The organism is Pseudomonas sp. IT-P74, assembly GCF_949768175.1.
Classification (GTDB): Bacteria; Pseudomonadota; Gammaproteobacteria; order Pseudomonadales; family Pseudomonadaceae; genus Aquipseudomonas.
Genome location: NZ_CATKQD010000008.1, coordinates 75,705 through 97,539 on the forward strand (window position 1 = coordinate 75,705; position 21,835 = coordinate 97,539).

26 protein-coding genes are annotated in these 21,835 nt (G+C 60.6%); 11 read left to right on the forward strand and 15 right to left on the reverse strand.

The annotated features are described in order from the left end of the window. Window positions 1-190: 190 nt before the first annotated feature. The 4 genes from infA to trxB form a co-directional block, all read right to left on the reverse strand. Window positions 191-409, reverse strand: a complete 219-nt coding sequence (gene infA / locus ACM6J5_RS07400; protein ID WP_002553999.1) for a translation initiation factor IF-1 — start codon at window positions 407-409, stop codon at window positions 191-193. A gap of 111 nt (window positions 410-520) precedes the next feature. Further along, complete coding sequence (locus ACM6J5_RS07405; protein ID WP_095943726.1) at window positions 521-1,228, reverse strand: arginyltransferase; 708 nt, start codon at window positions 1,226-1,228, stop codon at window positions 521-523. A gap of 57 nt (window positions 1,229-1,285) precedes the next feature. Then, window positions 1,286-1,966: a leucyl/phenylalanyl-tRNA--protein transferase gene (aat, locus tag ACM6J5_RS07410; protein ID WP_414928093.1), complete on the reverse strand. Its 681-nt coding sequence runs from the start codon at window positions 1,964-1,966 to the stop codon at window positions 1,286-1,288. Between the two features lie 62 nt (window positions 1,967-2,028). Continuing rightward, entirely contained in the window at window positions 2,029-2,988 is a 960-nt protein-coding gene (trxB, locus tag ACM6J5_RS07415) for a thioredoxin-disulfide reductase (protein WP_414928094.1), read from the reverse strand. 306 nt (window positions 2,989-3,294) lie between these two features. Here trxB and ACM6J5_RS07420 point away from each other — a divergent pair, with 306 nt between their 5' ends. The 6 genes from ACM6J5_RS07420 (at window position 3,295) to cysG (ending at window position 10,935) form a co-directional block, all read left to right on the forward strand. After that, the gene (locus tag ACM6J5_RS07420; RefSeq protein WP_095943728.1) at window positions 3,295-5,706 is read left to right on the forward strand and encodes a DNA translocase FtsK; all 2,412 of its coding nucleotides are present in this window, start codon (window positions 3,295-3,297) and stop codon (window positions 5,704-5,706) included. Between the two features lie 66 nt (window positions 5,707-5,772). Then, window positions 5,773-6,396: an outer membrane lipoprotein chaperone LolA gene (gene lolA, locus ACM6J5_RS07425; protein ID WP_095943729.1), complete on the forward strand. Its 624-nt coding sequence runs from the start codon at window positions 5,773-5,775 to the stop codon at window positions 6,394-6,396. Window positions 6,397-6,546: 150 nt separating this feature from the next. Beyond that, on the forward strand, window positions 6,547-7,869 hold the full coding sequence (locus ACM6J5_RS07430; protein ID WP_095943730.1) for a replication-associated recombination protein A: 1,323 nt from the start codon (window positions 6,547-6,549) through the stop codon (window positions 7,867-7,869). Further along, the gene (gene crcB / locus ACM6J5_RS07435) at window positions 7,869-8,243 is read left to right on the forward strand and encodes a fluoride efflux transporter CrcB (protein ID WP_008049383.1); all 375 of its coding nucleotides are present in this window, start codon (window positions 7,869-7,871) and stop codon (window positions 8,241-8,243) included. The genes ACM6J5_RS07430 and crcB overlap by 1 nt, the downstream gene beginning before the upstream one ends. Window positions 8,244-8,259: 16 nt before the next feature. Beyond that, window positions 8,260-9,540: a serine--tRNA ligase gene (gene serS, locus ACM6J5_RS07440; protein WP_095943731.1), complete on the forward strand. Its 1,281-nt coding sequence runs from the start codon at window positions 8,260-8,262 to the stop codon at window positions 9,538-9,540. Beyond that, window positions 9,541-10,935, forward strand: a complete 1,395-nt coding sequence (gene cysG, locus ACM6J5_RS07445; RefSeq protein ID WP_414928095.1) for a siroheme synthase CysG — start codon at window positions 9,541-9,543, stop codon at window positions 10,933-10,935. Between the two features lie 117 nt (window positions 10,936-11,052). Here cysG and ACM6J5_RS07450 read toward each other — a convergent pair whose 3' ends face one another. The 8 genes from ACM6J5_RS07450 to ACM6J5_RS07485 form a co-directional block, all read right to left on the reverse strand. After that, entirely contained in the window at window positions 11,053-12,054 is a 1,002-nt protein-coding gene (locus ACM6J5_RS07450; RefSeq protein ID WP_414928096.1) for a glutathione S-transferase family protein, read from the reverse strand. Between the two features lie 91 nt (window positions 12,055-12,145). Next, window positions 12,146-13,147: a glycosyl transferase family protein gene (locus tag ACM6J5_RS07455; protein WP_414928097.1), complete on the reverse strand. Its 1,002-nt coding sequence runs from the start codon at window positions 13,145-13,147 to the stop codon at window positions 12,146-12,148. Then, window positions 13,144-13,479: a TusE/DsrC/DsvC family sulfur relay protein gene (locus ACM6J5_RS07460; RefSeq protein ID WP_046037873.1), complete on the reverse strand. Its 336-nt coding sequence runs from the start codon at window positions 13,477-13,479 to the stop codon at window positions 13,144-13,146. Before ACM6J5_RS07460 ends, ACM6J5_RS07455 begins: the two co-directional genes overlap by 4 nt. Then, window positions 13,476-13,769, reverse strand: coding sequence for a sulfurtransferase complex subunit TusB (gene tusB / locus ACM6J5_RS07465; protein WP_150671693.1), 294 nt, complete (start codon window positions 13,767-13,769; stop codon window positions 13,476-13,478). The genes ACM6J5_RS07460 and tusB overlap by 4 nt, the downstream gene beginning before the upstream one ends. Beyond that, on the reverse strand, window positions 13,769-14,131 hold the full coding sequence (gene tusC, locus ACM6J5_RS07470) for a sulfurtransferase complex subunit TusC (protein ID WP_414928098.1): 363 nt from the start codon (window positions 14,129-14,131) through the stop codon (window positions 13,769-13,771). The genes tusB and tusC overlap by 1 nt, the downstream gene beginning before the upstream one ends. A 1-nt stretch (window position 14,132) precedes the next feature. Continuing rightward, the gene (gene tusD / locus ACM6J5_RS07475) at window positions 14,133-14,525 is read right to left on the reverse strand and encodes a sulfurtransferase complex subunit TusD (RefSeq protein ID WP_414928113.1); all 393 of its coding nucleotides are present in this window, start codon (window positions 14,523-14,525) and stop codon (window positions 14,133-14,135) included. Window positions 14,526-14,718: 193 nt separating this feature from the next. Further along, window positions 14,719-15,069, reverse strand: coding sequence for a DUF6388 family protein (locus ACM6J5_RS07480; protein ID WP_414928099.1), 351 nt, complete (start codon window positions 15,067-15,069; stop codon window positions 14,719-14,721). Window positions 15,070-15,089: 20 nt separating this feature from the next. Continuing rightward, on the reverse strand, window positions 15,090-15,338 hold the full coding sequence (locus tag ACM6J5_RS07485; protein ID WP_008049352.1) for a hypothetical protein: 249 nt from the start codon (window positions 15,336-15,338) through the stop codon (window positions 15,090-15,092). Window positions 15,339-15,486: 148 nt separating this feature from the next. Between ACM6J5_RS07485 and ACM6J5_RS07490 the strand changes: the two genes are divergently transcribed. Continuing rightward, window positions 15,487-15,837: a hypothetical protein gene (locus ACM6J5_RS07490; protein WP_414928100.1), complete on the forward strand. Its 351-nt coding sequence runs from the start codon at window positions 15,487-15,489 to the stop codon at window positions 15,835-15,837. A gap of 130 nt (window positions 15,838-15,967) precedes the next feature. Here the strand turns inward: ACM6J5_RS07490 and ACM6J5_RS07495 are convergent, their stop codons facing one another. Then, entirely contained in the window at window positions 15,968-16,393 is a 426-nt protein-coding gene (locus tag ACM6J5_RS07495) for a GNAT family N-acetyltransferase (protein WP_095943740.1), read from the reverse strand. Window positions 16,394-16,539: 146 nt separating this feature from the next. Between ACM6J5_RS07495 and ACM6J5_RS07500 the strand changes: the two genes are divergently transcribed. Both ACM6J5_RS07500 and ACM6J5_RS07505 read left to right on the forward strand, forming a co-directional pair. Next, window positions 16,540-16,977 carry a hemerythrin domain-containing protein gene (locus ACM6J5_RS07500; RefSeq protein WP_095943741.1) on the forward strand — a complete coding sequence of 146 codons (438 nt, stop codon included), beginning with the start codon at window positions 16,540-16,542 and terminating at the stop codon, window positions 16,975-16,977. A gap of 66 nt (window positions 16,978-17,043) precedes the next feature. Then, complete coding sequence (locus ACM6J5_RS07505; protein WP_095943742.1) at window positions 17,044-17,637, forward strand: NUDIX domain-containing protein; 594 nt, start codon at window positions 17,044-17,046, stop codon at window positions 17,635-17,637. Here the strand turns inward: ACM6J5_RS07505 and ACM6J5_RS07510 are convergent, their stop codons facing one another. Beyond that, window positions 17,638-18,150 carry a methylated-DNA--[protein]-cysteine S-methyltransferase gene (locus tag ACM6J5_RS07510; RefSeq protein ID WP_095943743.1) on the reverse strand — a complete coding sequence of 171 codons (513 nt, stop codon included), beginning with the start codon at window positions 18,148-18,150 and terminating at the stop codon, window positions 17,638-17,640. 136 nt (window positions 18,151-18,286) lie between these two features. Between ACM6J5_RS07510 and ggt the strand changes: the two genes are divergently transcribed. Continuing rightward, window positions 18,287-20,014: a gamma-glutamyltransferase gene (gene ggt, locus ACM6J5_RS07515; RefSeq protein ID WP_414928101.1), complete on the forward strand. Its 1,728-nt coding sequence runs from the start codon at window positions 18,287-18,289 to the stop codon at window positions 20,012-20,014. Between the two features lie 69 nt (window positions 20,015-20,083). Then, entirely contained in the window at window positions 20,084-20,617 is a 534-nt protein-coding gene (locus ACM6J5_RS07520; protein ID WP_095943745.1) for a cysteine hydrolase family protein, read from the forward strand. A gap of 186 nt (window positions 20,618-20,803) precedes the next feature. Here ACM6J5_RS07520 and ACM6J5_RS07525 read toward each other — a convergent pair whose 3' ends face one another. Continuing rightward, window positions 20,804-21,715, reverse strand: coding sequence for a LysR family transcriptional regulator (locus ACM6J5_RS07525; protein ID WP_150671684.1), 912 nt, complete (start codon window positions 21,713-21,715; stop codon window positions 20,804-20,806). Window positions 21,716-21,835 lie beyond the last annotated feature (120 nt).

Genomic DNA, 21,835 nt, shown 5'->3' on the forward strand with positions numbered 1-21,835 from the left:
TGCGGTGAGCTTCAAATCGCAGATAAACAAAAACGCCCGGCATGAGCCGGGCGTCTTGTATTGACTTGCATAGCGAGTGGACTCTATCTCTGTAGGAGCGAGCTTGCTCGCGATGTTCGTCAATGATGATGCGGGGACTCTGACTTGACGCGGTGCCCTCAGGTTTTTCGCGAGCAAGCTCGCTCCTACCTTAGCGGGCGCGGTAAGTGATGCGCCCTTTGCTCAAGTCATAGGGAGTCAGCTCTACGCGCACTTTGTCGCCGGTAAGAATACGGATGTAGTTCTTGCGCATCTTGCCGGAGATGTGCGCGGTTACGACGTGCCCATTTTCCAACTCCACACGAAACATGGTGTTGGGCAGGGTGTCGACGACAGTGCCTTCCATTTCGAAGCTGTCTTCTTTCGACATGCAGTAAAGCCCTCGGTGTCCAATGAATGGCCCGGTGCAACTGCGCCAGGCAAAAGCGGCGTGCATTGTGCCCGAAAAGTGGGGTTTAAGCCAAGGGGTTTAGGGCCTGCTCTAGTTTAGAACCACCCAGCGCTGATTAATCAGCAACTCAATAGGGCGATATTGAGTCTTGTAGTTCATCTTTTTGCAGTTTTTGATCCAGTAGCCGAGGTAGACCGCCTCCAGTCCCAGCCGCCTGGCCTCGGCGATTTGCCAGAGAATCGCATAGCGCCCAAGGCTGCGGCGCTCTTCAGCCGGTTCGTAGAAGGTGTAGACCGCCGAAAGACCGTTCGGCAGTAAATCGGTCACGGCGACGGCCAGCAGCCGGCCGTTCAGGCGAAACTCATAAAATCTTGAAAACGGCAGGTCCCGCACCAGGAATGTCGAAAACTGGTCGCGACTCGGCGGGTACATGTCGCCATCGGCGTGACGCTGTTCGATATAGCGCTGGTAAAGGTCGAAGTACTCTTCGTTGAAGCCGGGCCTGGCCGGACGCACCTGCAAATCCGTGTTGCGCTTGAAGATGCGTTTCTGCTGCCGGTTGGGCGTGAACTGCCCCACGGGAATGCGCGCCGGAACGCAGGCATTGCAATTCTGGCAATGCGGCCGGTAGAGATGGTCGCCACTGCGACGAAACCCCATCTCCGACAGGTCTGCGTAGACATGCACATCCATGGGCTGACTAGGGTCGAGGAACAGGGTTGTGGCCTGCTCCTCGGGCAGATAACTGCAAGAGTGCGGCTGAGTGGCATAGAACTTCAAACGCGCCAACTCGGTCATGATCAACCCTCGGGATAATGCTTTTGAATAAGTGTAAGCCACGCGCGCAAATGTCGCTCAGCAAACCCAATTGGCGCTGCTGGGCTGGTCCAGATGCTGCGCAAGGTAATTGGCAAACTCGCGGCGCGCAATCGCCCGGGCGCCCAGACTGTGCAGGTGGTCGGTGGGCATCTGGCAGTCGATCAACACGAACCCCGAGTCTTTCAGATGCCGGACCAGTGTGGCAAAGCCGAATTTCGAGGCGTTGTCGGCAAGGCTGAACATGGACTCGCCGAAAAACAGTTGGCCCATTGCCAGGCCATATAACCCACCGACCAGTTCGTCCCCGTCCCACACTTCCACCGAGTGCGCATGCCCGCGCCTGTGCAGTTCGATGTAAGCGTCCTGCATGGCCTCGGTGATCCAGGTGCCGTCAGCATATTCCCGAGGGGCTGCACAGGCACGGATGACGGCGGCGAAGTCCTGGTCAAAGGTCACTTGATAGCGTTGCTGACGCAGCAGTTTGTTCAGGCTGCGCGAGACGTGCAATTCGTCGGGAAACAGAACCGTGCGTGGGTCCGGCGACCACCAGAGGATCGGCTGGCCTTCGGAAAACCAGGGGAAGCAGCCGTGGCGATAAGCCGAGATCAGCCGATCGGCGGACAGGTCGCCCCCGGCAGCCAGAAGCCCGTTGGGGTCGCGCATGGCCTTTTCCAGCGGTGGGAAATGCAAGGTGTTGCGTTGTAACCAAGTCAGCATGGCATCCGGGCTTGCAGAAGGGGAGGGCAGTGGCGGGTTTTGGCCCGCCATAAAGTTTGCCTTTAAACGGCAGGAATGTCGTCGAGGTATTTTTCAGCGTCCAGCGCCGCCATGCAACCAGCCCCGGCAGACGTAACGGCCTGGCGATAAACGTGGTCGGCCACGTCGCCGGCGGCAAACACCCCGGCAATCGCCGTAGCGGTGGCATTGCCTTCGCTGCCACCCTTGACCAGCAGATACCCGTCGCGCATTTCCAGTTGGCCCGCGAACAGGTCGGTGTTGGGCTTATGGCCGATGGCGATAAACACCCCGGCCAGTGGCAGTTCCTTCGTTTCGCCGGTGTGGTTGTCCCGCAGGCGGGCGCCGGTCACGCCGCTGGCATAGCCGAGCACTTCGTCCAGGTTCTGGTTCCAGTGCAGGCGGATATTGCCATTGGCGGCTTTTTCGAAGAGTTTGTCCTGGAGGATCTTCTCCGAGCGCAGCTTGTCGCGGCGGTGAATCAGGTGCACTTCCTTGGCGATGTTCGACAGGTACAAGGCTTCTTCGACCGCTGTGTTGCCGCCGCCGACTACCGCAACCACCTGATTGCGATAGAAAAATCCATCGCAGGTCGCGCATGCCGACACCCCTTTGCCGGCAAACGCTTCTTCCGACGGCAGGCCCAGGTATTGCGCGGAGGCACCGGTGGCAATGATCAGTGCGTCGCAGGTGTAGATGCCGCCATCGCCGATCAGCTCGAACGGCCGTTGTTGCAACTTGGCGGTATGGATGTGGTCGTAAACGATCTCGGTGGCAAAGCGCTCGGCGTGTTTTTGCATGCGATCCATCAGCACCGGTCCGGTCAGGCCTTCAACGTCCCCTGGCCAGTTATCCACTTCAACGGTGGTGGTGAGTTGGCCGCCTGCCTGGATGCCGGTAATGACAACGGGCTTGAGGTTGGCACGGGCGGCATAAACGGCCGCGCTGTAACCAGCGGGGCCGGAGCCCAGGATAATCAGGCGTGAATGCTTCGCTTCGCTCATAAAAACACCTCATAAGCCTTTGTCACAAAAGAGAATGCATGCTCAAATTGAACAGCATGTCATATGCTTTTGACTATGCTACACCCAAGGATCTCAAGCATGGCGTCGTGCGTACAAACCCGTACAATGCCCTGCGTGTTACCTATATTCAGTGCGCGCCATGTTTATAAAAACCGGGGCGCAGTGTTAAAAGTAGTCCCGGTAACGCGTGTTAACTTTTTTACCTGCCTGGATTGGGCAGTTTTTTTGCAGTTTTTATAGACATTCATCAGATGGACGCGCCATAGGCGCAGGAAAAGAAGCGTTTTGAAGAAATCCACCGCAGCACCTAAACCAGCCGTCGTACCACTCTGGCGCCAGCACTTGCACTACCGACTCAAGGAAGGTGCGCTGATCGCCATCGGTGCCTTGTGCCTGTTCCTGATGATGGCCTTGTTGACCTATGGCAAGGATGATCCGGGCTGGAGTCATAACAGCAAGATCGACGACGTGCAGAACTTCGGCGGACCAGCGGGCTCCTACAGCGCCGATATCCTGTTCATGGTGCTGGGTTACTTCGCCTACATCTTCCCGTTGCTGCTGGCCGTCAAGGCGTACCAGATCTTCCGCCAGCGCCACGAACCGTGGCAATGGAGCGGCTGGTTGTTCTCCTGGCGCCTGATCGGCCTGGTGTTCCTGGTGCTGTCGGGCGCCGCCCTGGCCCATATCCATTTTCATGCCGCGACCGGTCTGCCGGCCGGTGCGGGCGGTGCGCTGGGGGAAAGCCTCGGCGAACTGGCCAGGAACGCCCTGAATATCCAGGGCAGCACGCTGTTGTTCATTGCCTTGTTCCTGTTCGGCCTGACCGTGTTTACCGACCTGTCGTGGTTCAAAGTGATGGACATCACTGGCAAGATCACCCTCGACCTGTTCGAACTGTTCCAGGGCGCCGCCAATCGCTGGTGGGCAGCCCGTACCGAGCGCAAACAGCTGGTCGCCCAGTTGCGTGAAGTCGACGACCGTATGGATGAAGTGGTCGCGCCGACCGTCACCGACAAGCGCGAGCAGGCCAAGGTCAAGGAGCGCCTGATCGAGCGTGAGCAAGCCCTGAGCAAGCACATGTCCGAGCGTGAGAAGCAGGTGCCGCCGGTGATTGCGCCCGCGCCGCCAAAGCCCGCCGCACCGAGCAAGCGCGTCGAAAAAGAGAAGCAGGCGCCACTGTTCGTCGACAGCGCCGTGGAAGGCACCTTGCCGCCGATCTCGATTCTCGACCCGGCGGAAAAGAAACAGCTCAATTACTCGCCCGAATCCCTGGCTGCGGTTGGCCACTTGCTGGAAATCAAGCTCAAGGAATTCGGCGTCGAAGTCACAGTGGATTCGATTCACCCGGGCCCGGTGATCACCCGTTACGAAATCCAGCCGGCGGCCGGGGTCAAGGTCAGCCGTATTTCCAACCTGGCCAAAGACCTTGCGCGCTCCCTGGCCGTGACCAGCGTGCGCGTGGTGGAAGTTATTCCGGGCAAGACCACGGTTGGTATCGAGATTCCCAACGAAGACCGGCAGATCGTGCGCTTCTCCGAGGTGTTGTCGACCCCCGAGTACGACAACTTCAAGTCGCCGGTCACCCTGGCCCTGGGCCACGACATCGGTGGCAAGCCGGTCATCACCGACCTGGCGAAAATGCCACATTTGCTGGTGGCCGGTACCACCGGTTCCGGTAAGTCGGTGGGTGTGAACGCGATGATCCTGTCGATCCTGTTCAAGTCCGGCCCGGAAGACGCCAAGCTGATCATGATCGACCCGAAAATGCTCGAACTGTCGATCTACGAAGGCATTCCGCACCTGCTGTGCCCGGTGGTCACCGACATGAAGGACGCCGCCAACGCCCTGCGCTGGAGCGTTGCCGAGATGGAGCGACGCTACAAGCTGATGGCCAAGATGGGTGTGCGAAACCTGTCGGGCTTCAACGCCAAGGTCAAGGAAGCCCAGGACGCCGGCGAGCCGTTGAGCGATCCGCTGTACAAGCGCGAAAGCATCCACGACGAAGCGCCGCTGCTGAGCAAGTTGCCGACCATCGTGGTCGTAGTCGACGAATTCGCCGACATGATGATGATCGTGGGCAAGAAGGTTGAAGAACTGATCGCCCGTATCGCGCAAAAGGCGCGTGCGGCCGGTATCCACTTGATCCTGGCAACCCAGCGTCCGTCGGTGGATGTGATCACCGGTCTGATCAAAGCCAACATCCCGACCCGCATGGCGTTCCAGGTATCGAGCAAGATCGACTCCCGGACCATCATCGACCAGGGCGGCGCCGAACAACTGCTGGGTCACGGTGACATGCTCTACATGCCGCCGGGCACCAGCCTGCCGATTCGTGTTCACGGTGCTTTCGTGTCCGACGATGAGGTTCACCGCGTGGTGGAAGCCTGGAAGCTGCGGGGCGCGCCGGAATACAACGACGACATTCTCAATGGCGTCGAAGAGGCGGGCAGCGGCTTTGAAGGCAGCAGCGGTGGCGGCGACGGAGACGATCCCGAGGCCGATGCGCTGTACGACGAAGCCGTGCAGTTCGTGCTGGAAAGCCGTCGCGCCTCCATTTCCGCGGTTCAGCGCAAGCTGAAGATCGGCTACAACCGTGCCGCGCGCATGATCGAAGCCATGGAAATGGCCGGGGTCGTGACGTCCATGAACACCAACGGTTCGCGTGAAGTCCTGGCCCCGGGCCCGGTGCGCGACTGACCCGAGTATGAAAAGGGTGGTGCCTTTGGCGCCGCCCGCACTCCCACGAATGTTATGAGGACTCCCATGCGTCTGATCCGCATGCTGTTGCTGCCGGTACTGGCCTTGACCACGCTCCAGGCTAACGCCGATGACAAGGACGTGGCTCGCCTGACCCAACTGCTGGAAAAATCCAAGACGCTGACGGCCAACTTTTCGCAGCTGACCCTCGACGGCAGCGGCACCCAGTTGCAGGAAACCAGCGGCGACATGACGCTGCAGCGCCCGGGCCTGTTCTACTGGCACACTAATGCGCCGGCCGAGCAGACCATGGTATCCGACGGCAAGAAAGTCACTCTGTGGGATCCGGATCTGGAACAGGCGACGATCAAGAAGCTGGACGAGCGTCTGACCCAGACCCCGGCTCTGCTGTTGTCCGGTGACGTGTCGAAGATCAGCCAGAGTTTCGACATCACCGCGAAAGAGGCCGGTGGCGTGATCGACTTCACCTTGAAGCCGAAAACCAAGGACACTCTGTTCGACAACCTGCGTCTGTCGTTCCGCAACGGTCTGCTCAACGACATGCAATTGATCGACAGCGTCGGCCAGCGCACCAATATCCTGTTCACCGGGGTGAAGGCCAACGAGCCGATCCCGGCGTCGAAGTTCAAGTTCGATATCCCCAAGGGTGCGGATGTAATTCAAGAGTAAAACGCCGAACCTTGTAGGAGCGAGCCTGCTCGCGATGAACTCCAGGACACCGCTGGGTGTCAGGCTGCCAGCGTTATCGTTGACGTCCATCGCGAGCAGGCTCGCTCCTACAGAATCGGCGTCAGACCCAGTGAGGTTTCAGAGATAGCCATGGACCTGTTTCGCAGCACCCCCATCGCCCAGCCTTTGGCCGCCCGCTTGCGTGCGGCCAATCTGGACGAGTACGTCGGTCAGGAGCACGTGCTCGCTCGCGGCAAGCCCTTGCGCGAAGCGCTGGAGCAGGGGGCCCTGCATTCGATGATTTTCTGGGGCCCGCCCGGGGTCGGCAAAACCACCCTGGCGCGATTGCTCGCGGAAGTCTCGGACGCGCACTTCGAAACGGTCTCGGCGGTGCTGGCCGGGGTCAAGGAGATCCGCCAATCGGTGGAAATCGCCAAGCAGCAGGCCGCGCAGTACGGCCGCCGCACCATCCTGTTCGTCGACGAAGTGCATCGCTTCAACAAGTCCCAGCAGGATGCGTTTCTGCCCTATGTCGAAGACGGCACGCTGATTTTCATCGGCGCGACCACGGAAAACCCCTCGTTCGAACTCAACAACGCCTTGCTCTCCCGGGCGCGGGTCTATGTGCTCAAGAGCCTCGACGAAGCGGCCCTGCGCAAACTGGTGCACCGTGCGCTGACCGAGGAGCGTGGCCTGGGCAAGCGAAACCTGACCCTCAGCGACGAAGGCTTCCAGATGCTGCTGTCGGCCGCCGATGGCGATGGCCGGCGCCTGCTCAACCTGCTGGAAAACGCCTCGGACCTGGCCGAGGACAACAGCGAGATCGGCACCGAGCTCCTGCAAAGCCTGCTTGGCGATACCCGCCGGCGGTTCGACAAGGGCGGTGAAGCGTTCTACGACCAAATCTCCGCGCTGCATAAATCGGTGCGCGGCTCCAACCCCGATGGTGCGCTGTACTGGTTTGCGCGGATGATCGACGGCGGTTGCGACCCCTTGTACCTGGCCCGGCGCGTGGTGCGCATGGCCAGCGAAGACATCGGCAATGCCGACCCCCGGGCCCTGAGCCTGTGCCTGGCGGCCTGGGAAGTGCAGGAACGCCTGGGCAGCCCCGAAGGCGAGCTGGCGGTGGCCCAGGCCATCACCTATCTGGCCTGCGCGCCAAAGAGCAACGCGGTGTACATGGGCTTCAAGACCGCACTGCGCGCCGCCGCCGAACACGGCTCGCTGGAAGTGCCGCTGCACCTGCGCAACGCGCCGACCAAGCTTATGAAACAGCTGGGTTATGGCGATGAATACCGTTATGCCCACGATGAGCCGGACGCCTATGCTGCCGGCGAAGACTATTTCCCGGAAGAACTCGACCCGATCCCGTTCTATCAGCCCGTGCCCCGTGGCCTTGAGTTGAAGATCGGAGAGAAGCTCAATCACCTGGCGAAACTCGACCGTTTAAGCCCAAGGCAGCGGAGAAAATAGTGCTTCCCTTGATCGTTGCGGTTTCCGTCGGCGGGATGGCCGGCACTCTGTTGCGCTTCGCCACCGGCAACTGGATCAACGCGAATTGGCCACGGCACTTCTATACCGCGACGCTGGCCGTTAATATCGTGGGCTGTTTGCTGATCGGCGTTTTATACGGTCTGTTTTTGATACGCCCGGAGGTGCCCATCGAGGTGCGTGCCGGGTTGATGGTCGGCTTCCTCGGGGGGCTGACGACTTTTTCATCCTTTTCACTGGATACGGTGCGCCTGCTGGAAAGCGGGCAAGTACCGCTGGCCCTGGGCTATGCGGCGCTCAGCGTATTCGGCGGGCTGCTTGCCACCTGGGCCGGCCTGTCCTTGACCAAACTTTGATAAACGAGAAACCGACATGCTCGATTCCAAACTGTTACGTAGCAACCTTCAGGACGTAGCGGACCGCCTGGCATCCCGTGGCTATACCCTGGATGTTGCGCGCATCGAAGCGCTGGAAGAACAGCGCAAGACCGTCCAGACCCGCACCGAAGCACTGCAGGCTGAACGTAATGCGCGCTCCAAATCCATCGGTCAGGCCAAGCAGCGCGGTGAAGACATCGCGCCGCTGATGGCGGACGTCGAGCGCATGGCGGGCGAATTGAGCGCCGGTAAAGTCGAACTGGACGCGATCCAGACCGATCTGGACTCGATCCTGCTGGGTATCCCCAACCTGCCGCACGAATCGGTACCGGTCGGCGAAGACGAAGACGGCAACGTCGAAGTGCGCCGCTGGGGCACCCCGACAGCCTTCGATTTCCCGGTTCAGGACCACGTCGCCCTGGGCGAGAAGTTCGGCTGGCTGGACTTCGAAACCGCCGCCAAGCTGTCCGGCGCCCGTTTCGCCCTGCTGCGCGGCCCGATTGCCCGTCTGCACCGCGCCCTGGCGCAGTTCATGATCAACCTGCACGTCACCGAGCACGGCTACGAAGAGGCCTACACGCCTTATCTGGTCCAGGCCCCGGCGCTGCAAGGCACCGGCCAGTTGCCGAAGTTCGAAGAAGACCTGTTCAAGATCGCGCGCGAAGGCGAAGCCGACCTGTACCTGATCCCGACCGCCGAAGTGTCGCTGACCAACATCGTCGCTGGTGAAATCGTCGATTCGAAACTGCTGCCGATCAAGTTCGTCGCTCACACACCGTGCTTTCGCAGTGAAGCCGGCGCATCGGGCCGCGACACCCGCGGCATGATCCGCCAGCACCAGTTCGACAAAGTCGAGATGGTGCAGATCGTCGAGCCGTCGCAGTCGATGCAAGCGCTGGAAGGCCTGACCGCCAACGCCGAGAAAGTCCTGCAACTGCTGGAACTGCCTTACCGCACCCTGGCACTGTGCACCGGCGACATGGGCTTCAGCGCGGTCAAGACTTACGACCTGGAAGTGTGGATCCCGAGCCAGGACAAGTACCGCGAAATCTCGTCGTGCTCCAACTGCGGCGACTTCCAGGCCCGCCGCATGCAGGCGCGTTTCCGCAACCCGGAAACCGGCAAGCCGGAACTGGTGCACACCCTGAACGGTTCCGGTCTTGCAGTCGGCCGTACCCTGGTCGCGGTATTGGAGAACTATCAGCAGGCCGACGGTTCGATCCGCGTGCCTGAAGTCCTCAAACCGTACATGGGTGGCCTCGAGGTTATCGGCTAAATGAACTATCTGCCGCTGTTTCACAACCTTCGCGGCAGTCGTGTGTTGGTCGTCGGCGGGGGGGAGATTGCCTTGCGCAAATCCCGCCTGCTGGCCGATGCCGGTGCGCTGCTGCGGGTGGTTGCACCTGAAATCGAAGCACAACTGCGCGAACTGGTTGCCGGCAGCGGTGGCGAGTGCCTGCTACGTGGCTACGCCGAGGCGGATCTGGACGGTTGCGGGCTGATCATTGCCGCCACCGACGACGAAACGCTGAACGCACAAGTCTCCGCCGATGCCCATCGGCGTTGCGTACCGGTCAATGTGGTGGACGCGCCAGCCCTGTGCAGCGTGATCTTCCCGGCCATCGTCGACCGTTCTCCGTTGATCATTGCAGTGTCCAGCGGCGGCGATGCGCCGGTGCTGGCGCGTTTGATCCGCGCCAAGATCGAAACCTGGATTCCTTCCACCTACGGTCACCTGGCCGGGCTGGCGGCGCGATTCCGTCATCAGGTCAAAGGCCTGTTTCCGGATGTGCAGCAGCGTCGGGCGTTCTGGGAAGATGTTTTCCAGGGACCGATTGCCGATCGGCAACTGGCCGGGCAGGGCGGTGAAGCCGAGCGCTTGCTCCAGGCGAAAATCGATGGCGAAGCGCCAGTGGCTACCGGTGAGGTCTATCTGGTGGGCGCAGGGCCAGGTGACCCCGACCTGCTGACGTTCAAGGCACTGCGTCTGATGCAGCAAGCTGACGTGGTGCTGTACGACCGCTTGGTGGCGCCAGCGATTCTCGAACTGTGCCGTCGCGACGCCGAGCGGGTTTACGTCGGCAAGCGTCGTGCTGATCATGCAGTGCCGCAGGATCAGATCAACCAGCAATTGGTGGACCTGGCCAAGCAAGGCAAGCGTGTGGTGCGATTGAAGGGCGGTGATCCGTTCATCTTCGGTCGTGGCGGTGAAGAGATCGAAGAACTGGCGGCCCAGGGCATCCCGTTCCAGGTCGTGCCGGGGATCACGGCGGCCAGTGGTTGCGCGGCCTATGCCGGGATTCCGCTGACTCACCGCGATTATGCGCAGTCGGTGCGCTTTGTCACCGGCCACCTGAAGGACGGTTCCACCGATTTGCCCTGGGCCGATCTGGTGGCCCCGGCGCAAACCCTGGTGTTCTACATGGGGCTGGTGGGCTTGCCGATCATCTGCGAGCAGTTGATCAAGCATGGTCGCGCCGCCGATACCCCGGCGGCACTGATCCAGCAGGGCACCACGGTCAACCAGCGGGTGTTTACCGGCACCCTGGCGGACCTGCCACGCCTGGTGGCGGAGCATGAAGTGCATGCGCCGACCTTGGTGATCGTCGGTGAAGTGGTGCAACTGCGCGAGAAACTGGCGTGGTTCGAAGGGGCTCAATCAGACGTCTGAGTACCGCGTCGACCTCAATCGCGAGCAGGCTCGCTCCTACAGGGGATGTGTAAACGACACAAGTCCACTGTAGGAGCGAGCTTGCTCGCGATGGGGCCTTCAAAACCTGCACAAATCTCAACCCCTGCGCCAAACCCCTTTGCCGCTCAACCGCTCCCGATCATGGGCCGCGGTGAAGTCCTGGGCTGGCCCTTTTGGCACCACGCCCGTCGGGTTGATGGTGCGGTGGCTGGCGTAGTAGTGGTTTTTGATGTGGGTGAAGTCCACCGTCTCGGCGATCCCCGGCCACTGATAAATCTCCCGCAGCCAGTTCGACAGGTTCGGATAATCGGCAATCCGCTGCAGGTTGCACTTGAAGTGCCCGTAGTACACCGCATCGAAGCGAATCAGCGTGGTGAACAGGCGGATGTCCGCTTCGGTCAGGTACTCGCCAGCCAGATAACGGTTGGCGCCCAGCCGCAGCTCCAGGCGGTCCAGTTCGGCAAATACCTCATCGAAAGCTTGTTCATAAGCCTGTTGCGAGGTGGCAAAGCCGGCGCGGTACACGCCATTGTTCACCGCCGGATAAATCCGCTCGTTCAACGCATCGATCTCACCGCGCAACGGCGCCGGGTAGAAGTCCAGGTCGTTACCGGTCAGATCGTCGAAGGCGCCATTGAACATGCGGATGATTTCCGATGATTCATTGTTGACGATGCGATTCTGTTGTTTGTCCCACAGCACCGGTACGGTGACGCGGCCGGTGTAGTCGGCGGTATCGGCGGTGTAGCGCTGGTGCATGAAGTCGAAGTGATCGAGCTTGTCGCCGGTCGAGCCGAGGTGCTGGTCGAAGGTCCAGCCGTTTTCCAGCATCAACCAGCTGACCACCGAGACGTCGATCAGCTTTTCGAGGCCTTTGAGTTTGCGCAGGATCAGCGTGCGATGGGCCCACGGACAGGCCAGGGACACGTACAGGTGATAGCGCCTGGGTTCGGCCGCAAAACCGCCGACGCCGGTAGGCCCCGGCTTGCCGTCAGCGGTCAACCAGTTGCGACGCTGCGCCTGTTCACGCTGGAACGCGCCGTCCTTGCTGCTTTCGTACCACTTGTCCTGCCAGCGGCCATCCACTAACAAACCCATGTTCAAGACTCCTTAAATCCATAATCGATGGAGTCGAGTCTATTCCGATGAGTTCGAACAAAAAGCGCAAAGATCGGGCGAGAATGATCGATTAAATCGATTTATCCCGCGCGGCCCAGTATTTTTCAGCGGTTTCGAAGGCCTGTTCGCGGCTCTGTCCCAGGCCGCGCAGGGCCAGGGCCATGGTCGAGATCAGGGCCATTTGCGGATAGCTGTCGACCACATCGCCACGCCAGACCGCTTTCAAATGTTCAGGGTCAAGCGAGGCAGGTTTGACGTGACGCTGCGCCGACAACTGCGGCCATTCCTCGTCCCAGCTCACGCCGCCGGTGGTGCCGTACAGGTGGCTGTCGGCGTCCGGGTTGATCTCGATCTCGCCGCCATCGCCCTTGATCACGATGGCGGTGTCACCCAGCAGGCCGCTGGCATCGCGATGCACGGCCTGATAGCCAGGGTGGAAAATGCTCTGCAGACCGCAACGGGCGCCCAGCGGATTGAGAATCCGCGCCAGGGAGTGGATCGGCGAGCGCAGGCCCAGGGTGTTGCGCAGGTCGATCATGCGTTGCAGCTGTGGCGCCCAGTCCATCAAAGGCATGAAGGCCAGGCCGCCGTTATCCAGCGCGGAGCCGACCTGTTGCCAGTCGCGGCACAGCGGGATGTTCAATTCACCCAGCAGTTGTTCGCTGTACAGGCGACCGGCCGTGTGGGCGCCGCCGCCGTGCATGAAAATCCGCACGCCGTTTTGCGCCAGGCACTTGGCGGCCAGCAGATACCACGGCAGATGACGCTTCTTGCCGGCATAGGTCGGCCAGTCCAGATCCACCGCCAGCGCCGGAGGATTCAGGCGTTCGCGCAGGGCTTCGGTGAAACCGGCCATTTCCTCGGCGCTTTCTTCCTTGTGCCGCAGCAACATCAGGAACGCGCCGAGCTGGGTTTCCTCGACCTTTTCATCAAACACCATGCCCATGGCTTCGCGGGCCTCGACCCGGGTCAAGTCACGGGCGCCGCGCTTGCCTTTGCCAAGGATCCGCACGAACTGGGCGAACGGATGCTCGGCGGGCGTTTCGAGTGTCAGTGCTGGGTAATCGGTCATAAGCAATTCGTCGGTTTGGGCAGGCCCGCCAGTTTCGCGGCGAGTTTGGCGGGAGTGCCTTTGAACAGTCGGTTCAGGTGCAGGCTGTTGCCTTTTTCCGGGCCGAGTTTCAGGGCGGTGTATTTGATCAGCGGTCGGGTGGCCGGTGACAGCTGGAATTCGGCGTAGAAACTGCGCAGCAGTTCGAGGACTTCCCAGTGTTCGGGCGTCAACTCGATGTCTTCGGCAGCCGCCAGGGCACTGGCCACATCGGCGGACCAGTCACTGAGTTCGACCAGGAAACCGTCCTTGTCCAGTTCGATGGCGCGGGCGCCGACCGTCAATGCATTCATAGCCAACTGTTGACCTTGTCGTAGTGAATCGACAGTTCGACGAAGGCCGGGTAATCGATGGCGTTGGTCCAGTCTGGAACTGCAAGCGCACGGGCCTGGGCATCTTCGGCCAGCACGAACAGCTTCAGGCCGCGTGCGCTGAGCGCCGTGAACGGCGCGGTGCCTGGTTGCAACGCATAGGTGGCATCACCGGACAACAGCAACCCGTCGTTGGCGCCGATCACGCGCAGGCAACTGGTCAGGCGTTCGTCGCCGAAAGGGGAATGAGACAACACATGCAAAGTCGACATCAGAGGGTGATCACCTGGTCGTAACGGTCAATGAGGGCGGTGATTTCGTGGGCGGTCAACACCCGGGCTTCTTCCAGGGACAGGCCGCTGGGGTCCAGGCCGCGCTGGGCGATGCTGTCTCCGCAGGCAAACAGTTCCTCGACACCGAACATCGGCAGGGCTTGCAGGTTGGCGCTCAGGTCTTTCTGTTGCAGGGCCCTGGCGTTCTGACTGGCGGCCAACTGGAACACGCCGTCATCGAGAAACAACAGGCCGATCGGCAGGTCGAAGGCGCCCCCTGCCAGCACGATGTCCAGTGCTTCCCGCGCGCCCGGGCCGGACCATGGCGACTGGCGGCTGATGATCAATATGGATTTGGCCATGTCATGCGCCTCCGAAACAGATCAGACGGTCGGCATCCTGCGCCGCGTCATGCAATTGGCCGAGGCCGGACAATTCCCACGGCGCACCGACGGCAACCGCCTCGCGTTGATAGCGCTTGGCTTCTTCTTCATTCAACACGCCACGACGCAGCGCGGCGGCGATGCACACCACGCCATCGAGTCGATGGTCGCTGACGAATGCCCGCCATTGCTTGGGCAAGTCCGGTTCATCCTGGGGCGTGACCACGCTGGCGGACGCGTTGTAGACGCCATCCTGGTAGAAAAACAGCCGGACAATCTCGTGCCCGCCAGCCAGCGCGGCCTGGGCGAACAGCAGGGCGCGGCGCGAGGAGGGCGCGTGGGGGGCGGAAAATACGGCGATGGCGAACTTCATGACGGACTCGATCAGCGAAACTGTGGCCATGATAATGCTTTATCGGCGGGGCGGCTAAAGTGATGTTGTCTGCGCGGGCCTCTTCGCGGGCAAGCCCGTTCCCACAGTGATCTGTGCCATGCCAAAGATTGCGGTATGACCACAAAACCTGTGGGAGCGGGCTTGCCCGCGATGACAGCCTGGAGGACACCGCTCAGTGCGGACTTGAACGCGGTTGCGGTTCTATCCCGTACAGGTCGCAATACTCCAGCCAATCCATCCCGGCCATTTCCGCGACTTCGCGGTGTACTTCAAGGCGCTGGGCCTCATAGTCCTGAGGGGTGGCGGTGGTCAATTTGAGGGTCAGTTCCCAGGCGAACAGTCCGAGGCGCTCGGCTTCGGCTTCGAAGGCCTCATGCAAGCGTTCGTCACGGTACTGCGCCAGCGTTTCGCCCTTGACCTGGGCCAGCAACGGGTTGAGATGATCGAGGTCGTGGCGCAACTCGGGGCGCTCATCGAGAAATCTCTTGAGTGCTTGTTCATGCTGCAGTTCGGTTGCCGCCATGGTCGCTCCTTGAGAACCGATTACGAGGATTGCTTCTTGCCGGCCTTGGCCGCTGCCGCCAGGCATTCGAGGGCGAACTGTTCGGTGTAGGTCATCTGGATCGGCGTGGTTTCGCCTTTGACGGTTCTTTCGCCGTCGAGGATGTAGCGAATCCGCTTGTCGGTGACGCCGATTCGCTTGGCAATCCAGGACGGCGTCTGACCGATCTGGCTGATCAGCTTGTCGGCATATTCAGTGCTCGGTTTGTAGAACTCGGCATTAGGTGTCATCAGATTTCCAGTCAGGGGGGCGATGGGGCGTTATTGGCGCGACAGGGTGCGCGAATCGTTGCGCGCTGTCGCGGTATAAATGCAGTAAAGCAGAACGATACGGGCTGCCGGGGTGATAAAGTCCGCTTTTTCCCGATGAGTGAATGCAATGCGAATTCTGATGGTGGCGCTGGCCGTGACGTTGCTGGCCGGATGCGCCGGCTCGACGATGAACGACGCCCGCACCAAAGCCCCGTACAAGACCCTGACCTCGGAAAAACCGGGAAAAGACGTCGCCCAGTGCGTGCAGTTTTCCTGGCAGGACGAGGCTGTGTTCGGCGTCGATGCGGCTGCCTATTTGCAGCCAGGGGAGAAGGGCGGCACGACGGTTTACACCCGCTCGGCGGAGTCCTTCGTCGACGTGACCACCGATGCCTCGGGCACGGTGTTGAGCTATTACGCGCAGAAGGACGATTTCGTGGCCAAACGCCGGCTGGCGGCGTTGGCGACTTGTCTGTGATTTGAAGGTTTATTGCATACCCCTGTAGGAGCGAGCCTGCTCGCGATAGCGGTAAGTCAGTCGACATCAATGTTGAATGACAGTCCGCCATCGCGAGCAGGCTCGCTCCTACAGTGGTTTTGTGTGTTGGTCAGTAATTCAGGCGCTTCTGGAAGAAGTAGTGCTTGTGGCCCGGCGGGTAATCGGCAATGTGCCCGATCTCGCTGTAGCCGCATTTCTTGTAGAACCCAGGTGCCTGGAATTCGAAGGTGTCGAGCCACAGCCCGACGCAGCGTCGTTCCCGCGCCAGGTCCTCGGCCATCTGCATCAGTCGCGAACCCAGGCCCTGTCCCCGGGCCTGCTCCGGCACCACCAGCAAGTCGATATACAGCCACTGGTAAAACAATCGTCCATGCAGGCCGCCGAGGATCTCGTCGTTGTCGTCGCGCACCAGCAAGGCGATGTGCTCAGGCACGTTACCTTCGGCCTTCGAGCCGTTGTAGGCGCGCAAGGGTTTGAGGATGGCCTGGCGTTGTTCTTCCGTGGGGTTTTTCGACAGTTCGATACGCAGGTTCATGGCTATATCCTTATGGCAGTGAAACCGCAGCCTAACGTGGTCGCCGCCAATGTTCCATCAGTACCCGGCAGGTGGAACCGTCGCCTGCGCGCAGATGTCATTCATTAGTACGCGTCATTCCAGAGTGCGACCGATGAGGACACGCCGTGAATATCTTCGAAGCCCTGCGCGAAAGCCATGAACGCCAACGTACCTACGCCAAAGCCCTGATCCACACCAGCGGCGACAGCCCCGAACGTGTCGAGGCCTACAAACGACTCAAGTCTGAATTGCAGGCTCACGCCACGGCCGAAGAGCGGCATTTCTACATCCCGTTGATGGAGTTCGACAACGGAGTCGACCTCAGCCGTCATGGCATTGCCGAACATCACGAAATGGATGAAATGATGGAAGAACTGGACGACACCGAGATGTCCAGCCCGGCCTGGCTGGTGGCCGCTAAAAAGCTCTCGGAGAAGGTGCATCACCACCTCGAGGAAGAAGAGCAGAAGTTCTTCCAGATGGCCGGCAAGCTGCTCGATGACAAACAGAAAGAGTCGTTGGCCGGACAATACGAGAAGGAGTACAAGGCGCAGCTTGCCTGAGGGGGCAAAGGCTGTCCGTTTTCACTTAACATAGGGCCCTTCAGACCAATAACAGGACGCGTTGTCATGTCGAACACTGCCGAGCGGGTCAACATCCTGGAGTCTCAGGTGCTGTCCCACGACTGGTACCTGCTCAAGAAAATCACCTTCGATTACCAACGCAACAATGGCGAGTGGCAACGCCAGGTCCGGGAGGTTTACGACCGTGGCAATGGCGCGGCGATTCTCCTGTACAACCGCGAAAAGAAAACTGTGGTACTGACTCGACAATTTCGCCTGCCGGTGTTCGTCAACGGTCACGATGGGCTGTTGATCGAAGTGGCGGCGGGGCTGCTGGAAGGCGCGGCGCCTGAAGACCGTATCCGCGATGAAGCGGAGGAAGAGACGGGTTACCGCGTGCACCATGTGCAGAAGGTGTTCGAGGCGTACATGAGCCCCGGTTCGGTGACGGAAAAACTGCACTTCTTCATTGCCGAATACGACGCGAAGTCGAAAGTCAGCGACGGTGGTGGGCTGGAGGCGGAAACCGAAGAGCTGGAAGTGCTGGAGTGGACGTTCGATAACGCGCTCGAAGCGTTTTACCGTGGCGAAATCTGCGACGCCAAGACCATCATGCTGTTGCAGTATGCAGCGATGAAAAACCTCTTCGCCCAAGCATGATCAAAAGCCTGGCAGGCGTGCCGTGCCAGGCCATTGCCCACCCTCCAGCGTCAGCAACAACGCCTTCGCCTCAAGCCCACCGGCAAACCCGGTGAGCTTGCCCGACGCGCCAATCACCCGGTGACACGGCGCCACGATCGAAATCGGGTTCTTGCCATTCGCCGCACCCACCGCCCTGACCGCCGCCGGGTTGCCGATCTGTTCGGCGATCTGGCTGTAGCTGCGGGTCTCGCCGAACGGGATGGTCAGCAGCGCCGCCCAGACCTTCTTCTGGAATTCCGTGCCGGCAAAATCCAGATCCAGTTCGAAGCGATCGCGGGTGCCGGAAAAATATTCGCGTAGCTGCGCAGCCGTGCGCACCAGGATCGGATTGTCCGGCGCTTCGCTCATCGGCCCCAGGCGCACCCGGCCCGGTTTGTCGTTTTCCCAGAGGATGGCCGCCAGTCGTGAACCGTTCGCGACCAGCTTCAACTGGCCCACGGGTGAAGACACGGTGGTGCAGGTAGAGGTCATGCCAGGGCTCGCGCAAAATTGCTGAACAGGCGTTAAGGATACTGCCTCGACGGGGAGGCGCAATACGTAATCCCGACCATACTTGGCAACGGCTTTTGAAACGTTTCCCTGTTTAATGACAAGAAGAGACCGACTCATGAAGTACGAACCTTTTGCCAAATCGCTGATTGCGACCTCGTTGGCGCTCAGCTGCCTGACCGCCCATGCCGCCTCCGTGGCCCCGGCTACCGGGGAAAACGGCATGGTGGTCACGGCCCAGCACCTGGCCAGCCATGTGGGCGTGGATGTGCTGAAGAACGGCGGCAATGCCGTGGATGCGGCGGTCGCGGTCGGCTATGCGCTGGCGGTGGTGTACCCCGCGGCAGGCAACCTCGGCGGTGGTGGTTTCATGACCATTCAACTGGCGGACGGGCGCAAGACCTTCCTCGACTTCCGTGAAAAAGCGCCGCTGGCCGCCACCGCCAACATGTACCTGGACAAGGAGGGCAACGTCGTTCCCGATCTGAGTACCCGTGGCCACCTGGCCGTGGGCGTGCCGGGCACCGTTTCGGGCATGGAACTGGCGCTGTCCAAGTACGGCACCAAACCGCGCAAGGAAATCATCGCCCCGGCCATCAAACTGGCCGAAGACGGTTTCGTGCTGGAGCAGGGCGACGTCGATCTGCTGGACTATGCCACCGACATGTTCAAGAAGGACATCAAGGATTCCGGCGCGATCTTCCTGAGCAAAGGCGAGCCGATGCAGGTCGGCCAGAAACTGGTGCAAAAGGACCTGAGCAGGACCTTGCGGGAGATCTCCGACAAAGGCGCCGACGGTTTCTATAAAGGTTGGGTGGCTGACGCCATCGTCACCTCCAGCCAGGCCAACAAGGGCATCATCACCCAGGCCGACCTCGACAAATACAAGACCCGTGAACTGGCGCCCATCGAGTGCGACTACCGTGGCTACCACGTGGTTTCCGCACCGCCACCGAGTTCCGGCGGCGTGGTGATCTGCGAAATCATGAACATCCTCGAAGGCTATCCGATGAAGGATCTGGGCTATCACTCGGCCCAGGGCATGCACTATCAGATCGAAGCGATGCGCCACGCCTATGTGGACCGCAACAGCTATCTGGGCGACCCGGATTTCGTGAAGAACCCGATTGCCCACTTGCTGGATAAAAACTACGCGACCAAGCTGCGCGAAGCGATCAAGCCGCAAAAAGCCGCGATTTCCAGTGAACTCAAACCCGGTGTAGCGCCCCATGAAGGCAGCAACACCACGCATTACTCCATCGTCGACAAGTGGGGCAACGCGGTGTCGGTGACCTACACCCTCAATGACTGGTTCGGTGCCGGCGTGATGGCGAGCAAGACCGGGGTCATCCTCAACGATGAAATGGACGACTTCACCTCGAAGATCGGCGTACCGAACATGTACGGCCTGGTGCAGGGCGAGGCCAACGCCATCGCACCCGGCAAGGCGCCGCTGTCGTCCATGAGCCCGACCATCGTCACCAAGGACGGCAAAGTGGTGATGGTGGTCGGCACGCCGGGCGGCAGCCGCATCATCACCGCGACCTTGCAGACCATGCTCAACGTGATCGACTACGGCATGAACATCCAGGAAGCGGTGGATGCACCGCGTTTTCACCAGCAGTGGCTGCCGGAGGAAACCAACCTGGAAGCCTTCACCACCAGCCCGGACACAGTGAAAATCCTCGAAAGCTGGGGCCACAAGTTTGCTGGTCCACAGGATGCCAACCACCTGGCGGCGATCCTGGTCGGCGCGCCGTCCCTGGGTGGCAAGCCGGTCGGCAATAACCGTTTCTACGGGGCGAACGACCCACGGCGTAACACCGGGTTGTCGCTCGGTTATTGAGGGTTGTGTCCGGAGGGGGACGGGCTTATGTTCGTCCCCTGATCCATCGACGATTCAAGGAAGGAAATCATGACCACTGCGTTGTTAATCATCGACGTCCAACAGGCTTTGTGTTCCGGGGAGTACGAGTGCTTCGAGATTGGACGAGTCATCAATACCATCAATGACCTGTCTGCCCGGGCGCGCAAGGCGGGAGTGCCCGTGGTGCTGATCCAGCACGAAGAAGCGGGCAGCCCGCTGGCCCATGGCGCTGCCGGCTGGCAACTGGCTGAAGGTCTGGAAACCTCGCCAAAGGACCATCGCGTGCGCAAGACTACCGGGGATTCGTTCTACCAGACCAACCTGCAAAAACTGTTGCCGAAAGAGGACTTCGAGCGCCTGGTCATCTGCGGCCTGCAGACCGATTATTGCGTCAACGCCACCGTGCGCCAGGCCCTGAAACTGGGCTACGACGTGGTGCTGGCGGGCGACGCGCATTCCACCGTCGACAACGGCAACCTGACCGCCGAAGACATCATCGCCGAGCACAACAAGGACCTGAAGCGCCTGACCGGTTCCGTGGCGCGGATCGACGTAGTCCCGGCCAAGGACATCCACTTCTGAACCCACCACATTCTCTGTAGGAGCGAGCTCGCTCGCGAAAAACCTGAGAGCAACGCGTTTTATCCAGAAAACACGTGCCATTGTTCGCGACCATCGCGAGCAAGCTCGCTCCTACAGTAATCCCGGTTGACCCACCAACCCTGTGGGAGCCAGCCTGCTGGCGATGGCGTCATTACAGAGACTGACTCATCGCTCCTGCACCGCCCCGAAAATCTCGATCAGCTCATTCAGAAACGCACTCACCAGGTCCCGCTGCCGCGCCGAATGCCGCACCGCCGCATGAAAGCTCACCTCATAGCGCAACAGATCCGGGTTCAGCGGGTGTAACTGCCCTAGTTGTTCATGGCGGGTGGCGTAGTGCTGCGGCAGAAACCCCAGGTGCTGACCGGACAGGATCAGCAGGGCCGCGCCGTCCATGCTGTCGGTGAGCACGGTCAGGCGCTCGATGGACGTGGGGGCCGGCATTTCCGGCAGGGGATGGCTCGGCCAGACCCAGTCGAACCCGCTGACATCTTCCCGGGTCAGTGCGCCGACTTGTCCGAACAGCGGGTGCGAGGGCGCGCAATAGGCGATCTGGGTTTCCGGGAACAGCGGGAAATAATCGATGCTGGGCAGGCGATGCCAGAAGTAACCGATGGCCAGGTCGATATGGCCGTTGATGATTTTTTCTTCCAGCAGCGACGACGACAGTTCGGTGAAATGGAAGTACAGCCCTTCGTGCCGCGCCCGCAAACGGGCAATGGCCTGGCCGATTTTCCTGTTCGCCACCGGGTCGATTTGCCCCAGCAGGCCGATGTTGATGCTGCCCGAGACTTTGCGGTTGATGTGCTGCACCTCGACCCGAAAACCTTCGGCCGCCGCCAGCAAGCGCCGGGCCGCCTCGATGAATTGAGTGCCTTTGGGTGTCACGGAAAACCCGCCGCGCCCGCGTTCGCACAGGCGGAAACCGACCCGGGCTTCCAGCGTCGCCAACTGCGCGCTGATCGTGGGTTGTGTGGTGTTGAGTGCGGTTTGCGCCGCCGAGATGCCGCCCGCTTCGACGACGGTCAGAAATACCCGGATCAGGCGCAGATCCAGTTCCGTTACAGTTCCCAGCATGGGGTCTCCCGATTCTCGCTTACATAGATGCTGATCTATGTGAACAGTGTGCCTGCGATATTTTACTGCCCGGACTCACGCCCTACATTGCCGTGAAACCAGCGTCATCGTCAGTTTTTT

Excerpts from the sequence above, each read along its gene's own strand:
- ACM6J5_RS07495 (WP_095943740.1), bottom strand. The coding sequence starts at position 16,393 with ATGAACCTGCGTATCGAACTGTCGAAAAACCCCACGGAAGAACAACGC.
- ACM6J5_RS07525 (WP_150671684.1), bottom strand. The coding sequence starts at position 21,715 with ATGCTGGGAACTGTAACGGAACTGGATCTGCGCCTGATCCGGGTATTT.
- ACM6J5_RS07430 (WP_095943730.1), top strand. The coding sequence starts at position 6,547 with ATGGACCTGTTTCGCAGCACCCCCATCGCCCAGCCTTTGGCCGCCCGC.
- ACM6J5_RS07485 (WP_008049352.1), bottom strand. The coding sequence starts at position 15,338 with ATGACACCTAATGCCGAGTTCTACAAACCGAGCACTGAATATGCCGAC.
- serS (WP_095943731.1), top strand. The coding sequence starts at position 8,260 with ATGCTCGATTCCAAACTGTTACGTAGCAACCTTCAGGACGTAGCGGAC.
- tusB (WP_150671693.1), bottom strand. The coding sequence starts at position 13,769 with ATGTCGACTTTGCATGTGTTGTCTCATTCCCCTTTCGGCGACGAACGC.
- aat (WP_414928093.1), bottom strand. The coding sequence starts at position 1,966 with ATGCTGACTTGGTTACAACGCAACACCTTGCATTTCCCACCGCTGGAA.
- tusC (WP_414928098.1), bottom strand. The coding sequence starts at position 14,131 with ATGGCCAAATCCATATTGATCATCAGCCGCCAGTCGCCATGGTCCGGC.
- ACM6J5_RS07480 (WP_414928099.1), bottom strand. The coding sequence starts at position 15,069 with ATGGCGGCAACCGAACTGCAGCATGAACAAGCACTCAAGAGATTTCTC.
- ACM6J5_RS07405 (WP_095943726.1), bottom strand. The coding sequence starts at position 1,228 with ATGACCGAGTTGGCGCGTTTGAAGTTCTATGCCACTCAGCCGCACTCT.
- ACM6J5_RS07490 (WP_414928100.1), top strand. The coding sequence starts at position 15,487 with ATGCGAATTCTGATGGTGGCGCTGGCCGTGACGTTGCTGGCCGGATGC.
- ggt (WP_414928101.1), top strand. The coding sequence starts at position 18,287 with ATGAAGTACGAACCTTTTGCCAAATCGCTGATTGCGACCTCGTTGGCG.
- ACM6J5_RS07520 (WP_095943745.1), top strand. The coding sequence starts at position 20,084 with ATGACCACTGCGTTGTTAATCATCGACGTCCAACAGGCTTTGTGTTCC.
- tusD (WP_414928113.1), bottom strand. The coding sequence starts at position 14,525 with ATGAAGTTCGCCATCGCCGTATTTTCCGCCCCCCACGCGCCCTCCTCG.
- trxB (WP_414928094.1), bottom strand. The coding sequence starts at position 2,988 with ATGAGCGAAGCGAAGCATTCACGCCTGATTATCCTGGGCTCCGGCCCC.
- infA (WP_002553999.1), bottom strand. The coding sequence starts at position 409 with ATGTCGAAAGAAGACAGCTTCGAAATGGAAGGCACTGTCGTCGACACC.
- lolA (WP_095943729.1), top strand. The coding sequence starts at position 5,773 with ATGCGTCTGATCCGCATGCTGTTGCTGCCGGTACTGGCCTTGACCACG.
- ACM6J5_RS07455 (WP_414928097.1), bottom strand. The coding sequence starts at position 13,147 with ATGACCGATTACCCAGCACTGACACTCGAAACGCCCGCCGAGCATCCG.
- ACM6J5_RS07505 (WP_095943742.1), top strand. The coding sequence starts at position 17,044 with ATGTCGAACACTGCCGAGCGGGTCAACATCCTGGAGTCTCAGGTGCTG.
- cysG (WP_414928095.1), top strand. The coding sequence starts at position 9,541 with ATGAACTATCTGCCGCTGTTTCACAACCTTCGCGGCAGTCGTGTGTTG.
- ACM6J5_RS07460 (WP_046037873.1), bottom strand. The coding sequence starts at position 13,479 with ATGAATGCATTGACGGTCGGCGCCCGCGCCATCGAACTGGACAAGGAC.
- ACM6J5_RS07510 (WP_095943743.1), bottom strand. The coding sequence starts at position 18,150 with ATGACCTCTACCTGCACCACCGTGTCTTCACCCGTGGGCCAGTTGAAG.
- ACM6J5_RS07450 (WP_414928096.1), bottom strand. The coding sequence starts at position 12,054 with ATGGGTTTGTTAGTGGATGGCCGCTGGCAGGACAAGTGGTACGAAAGC.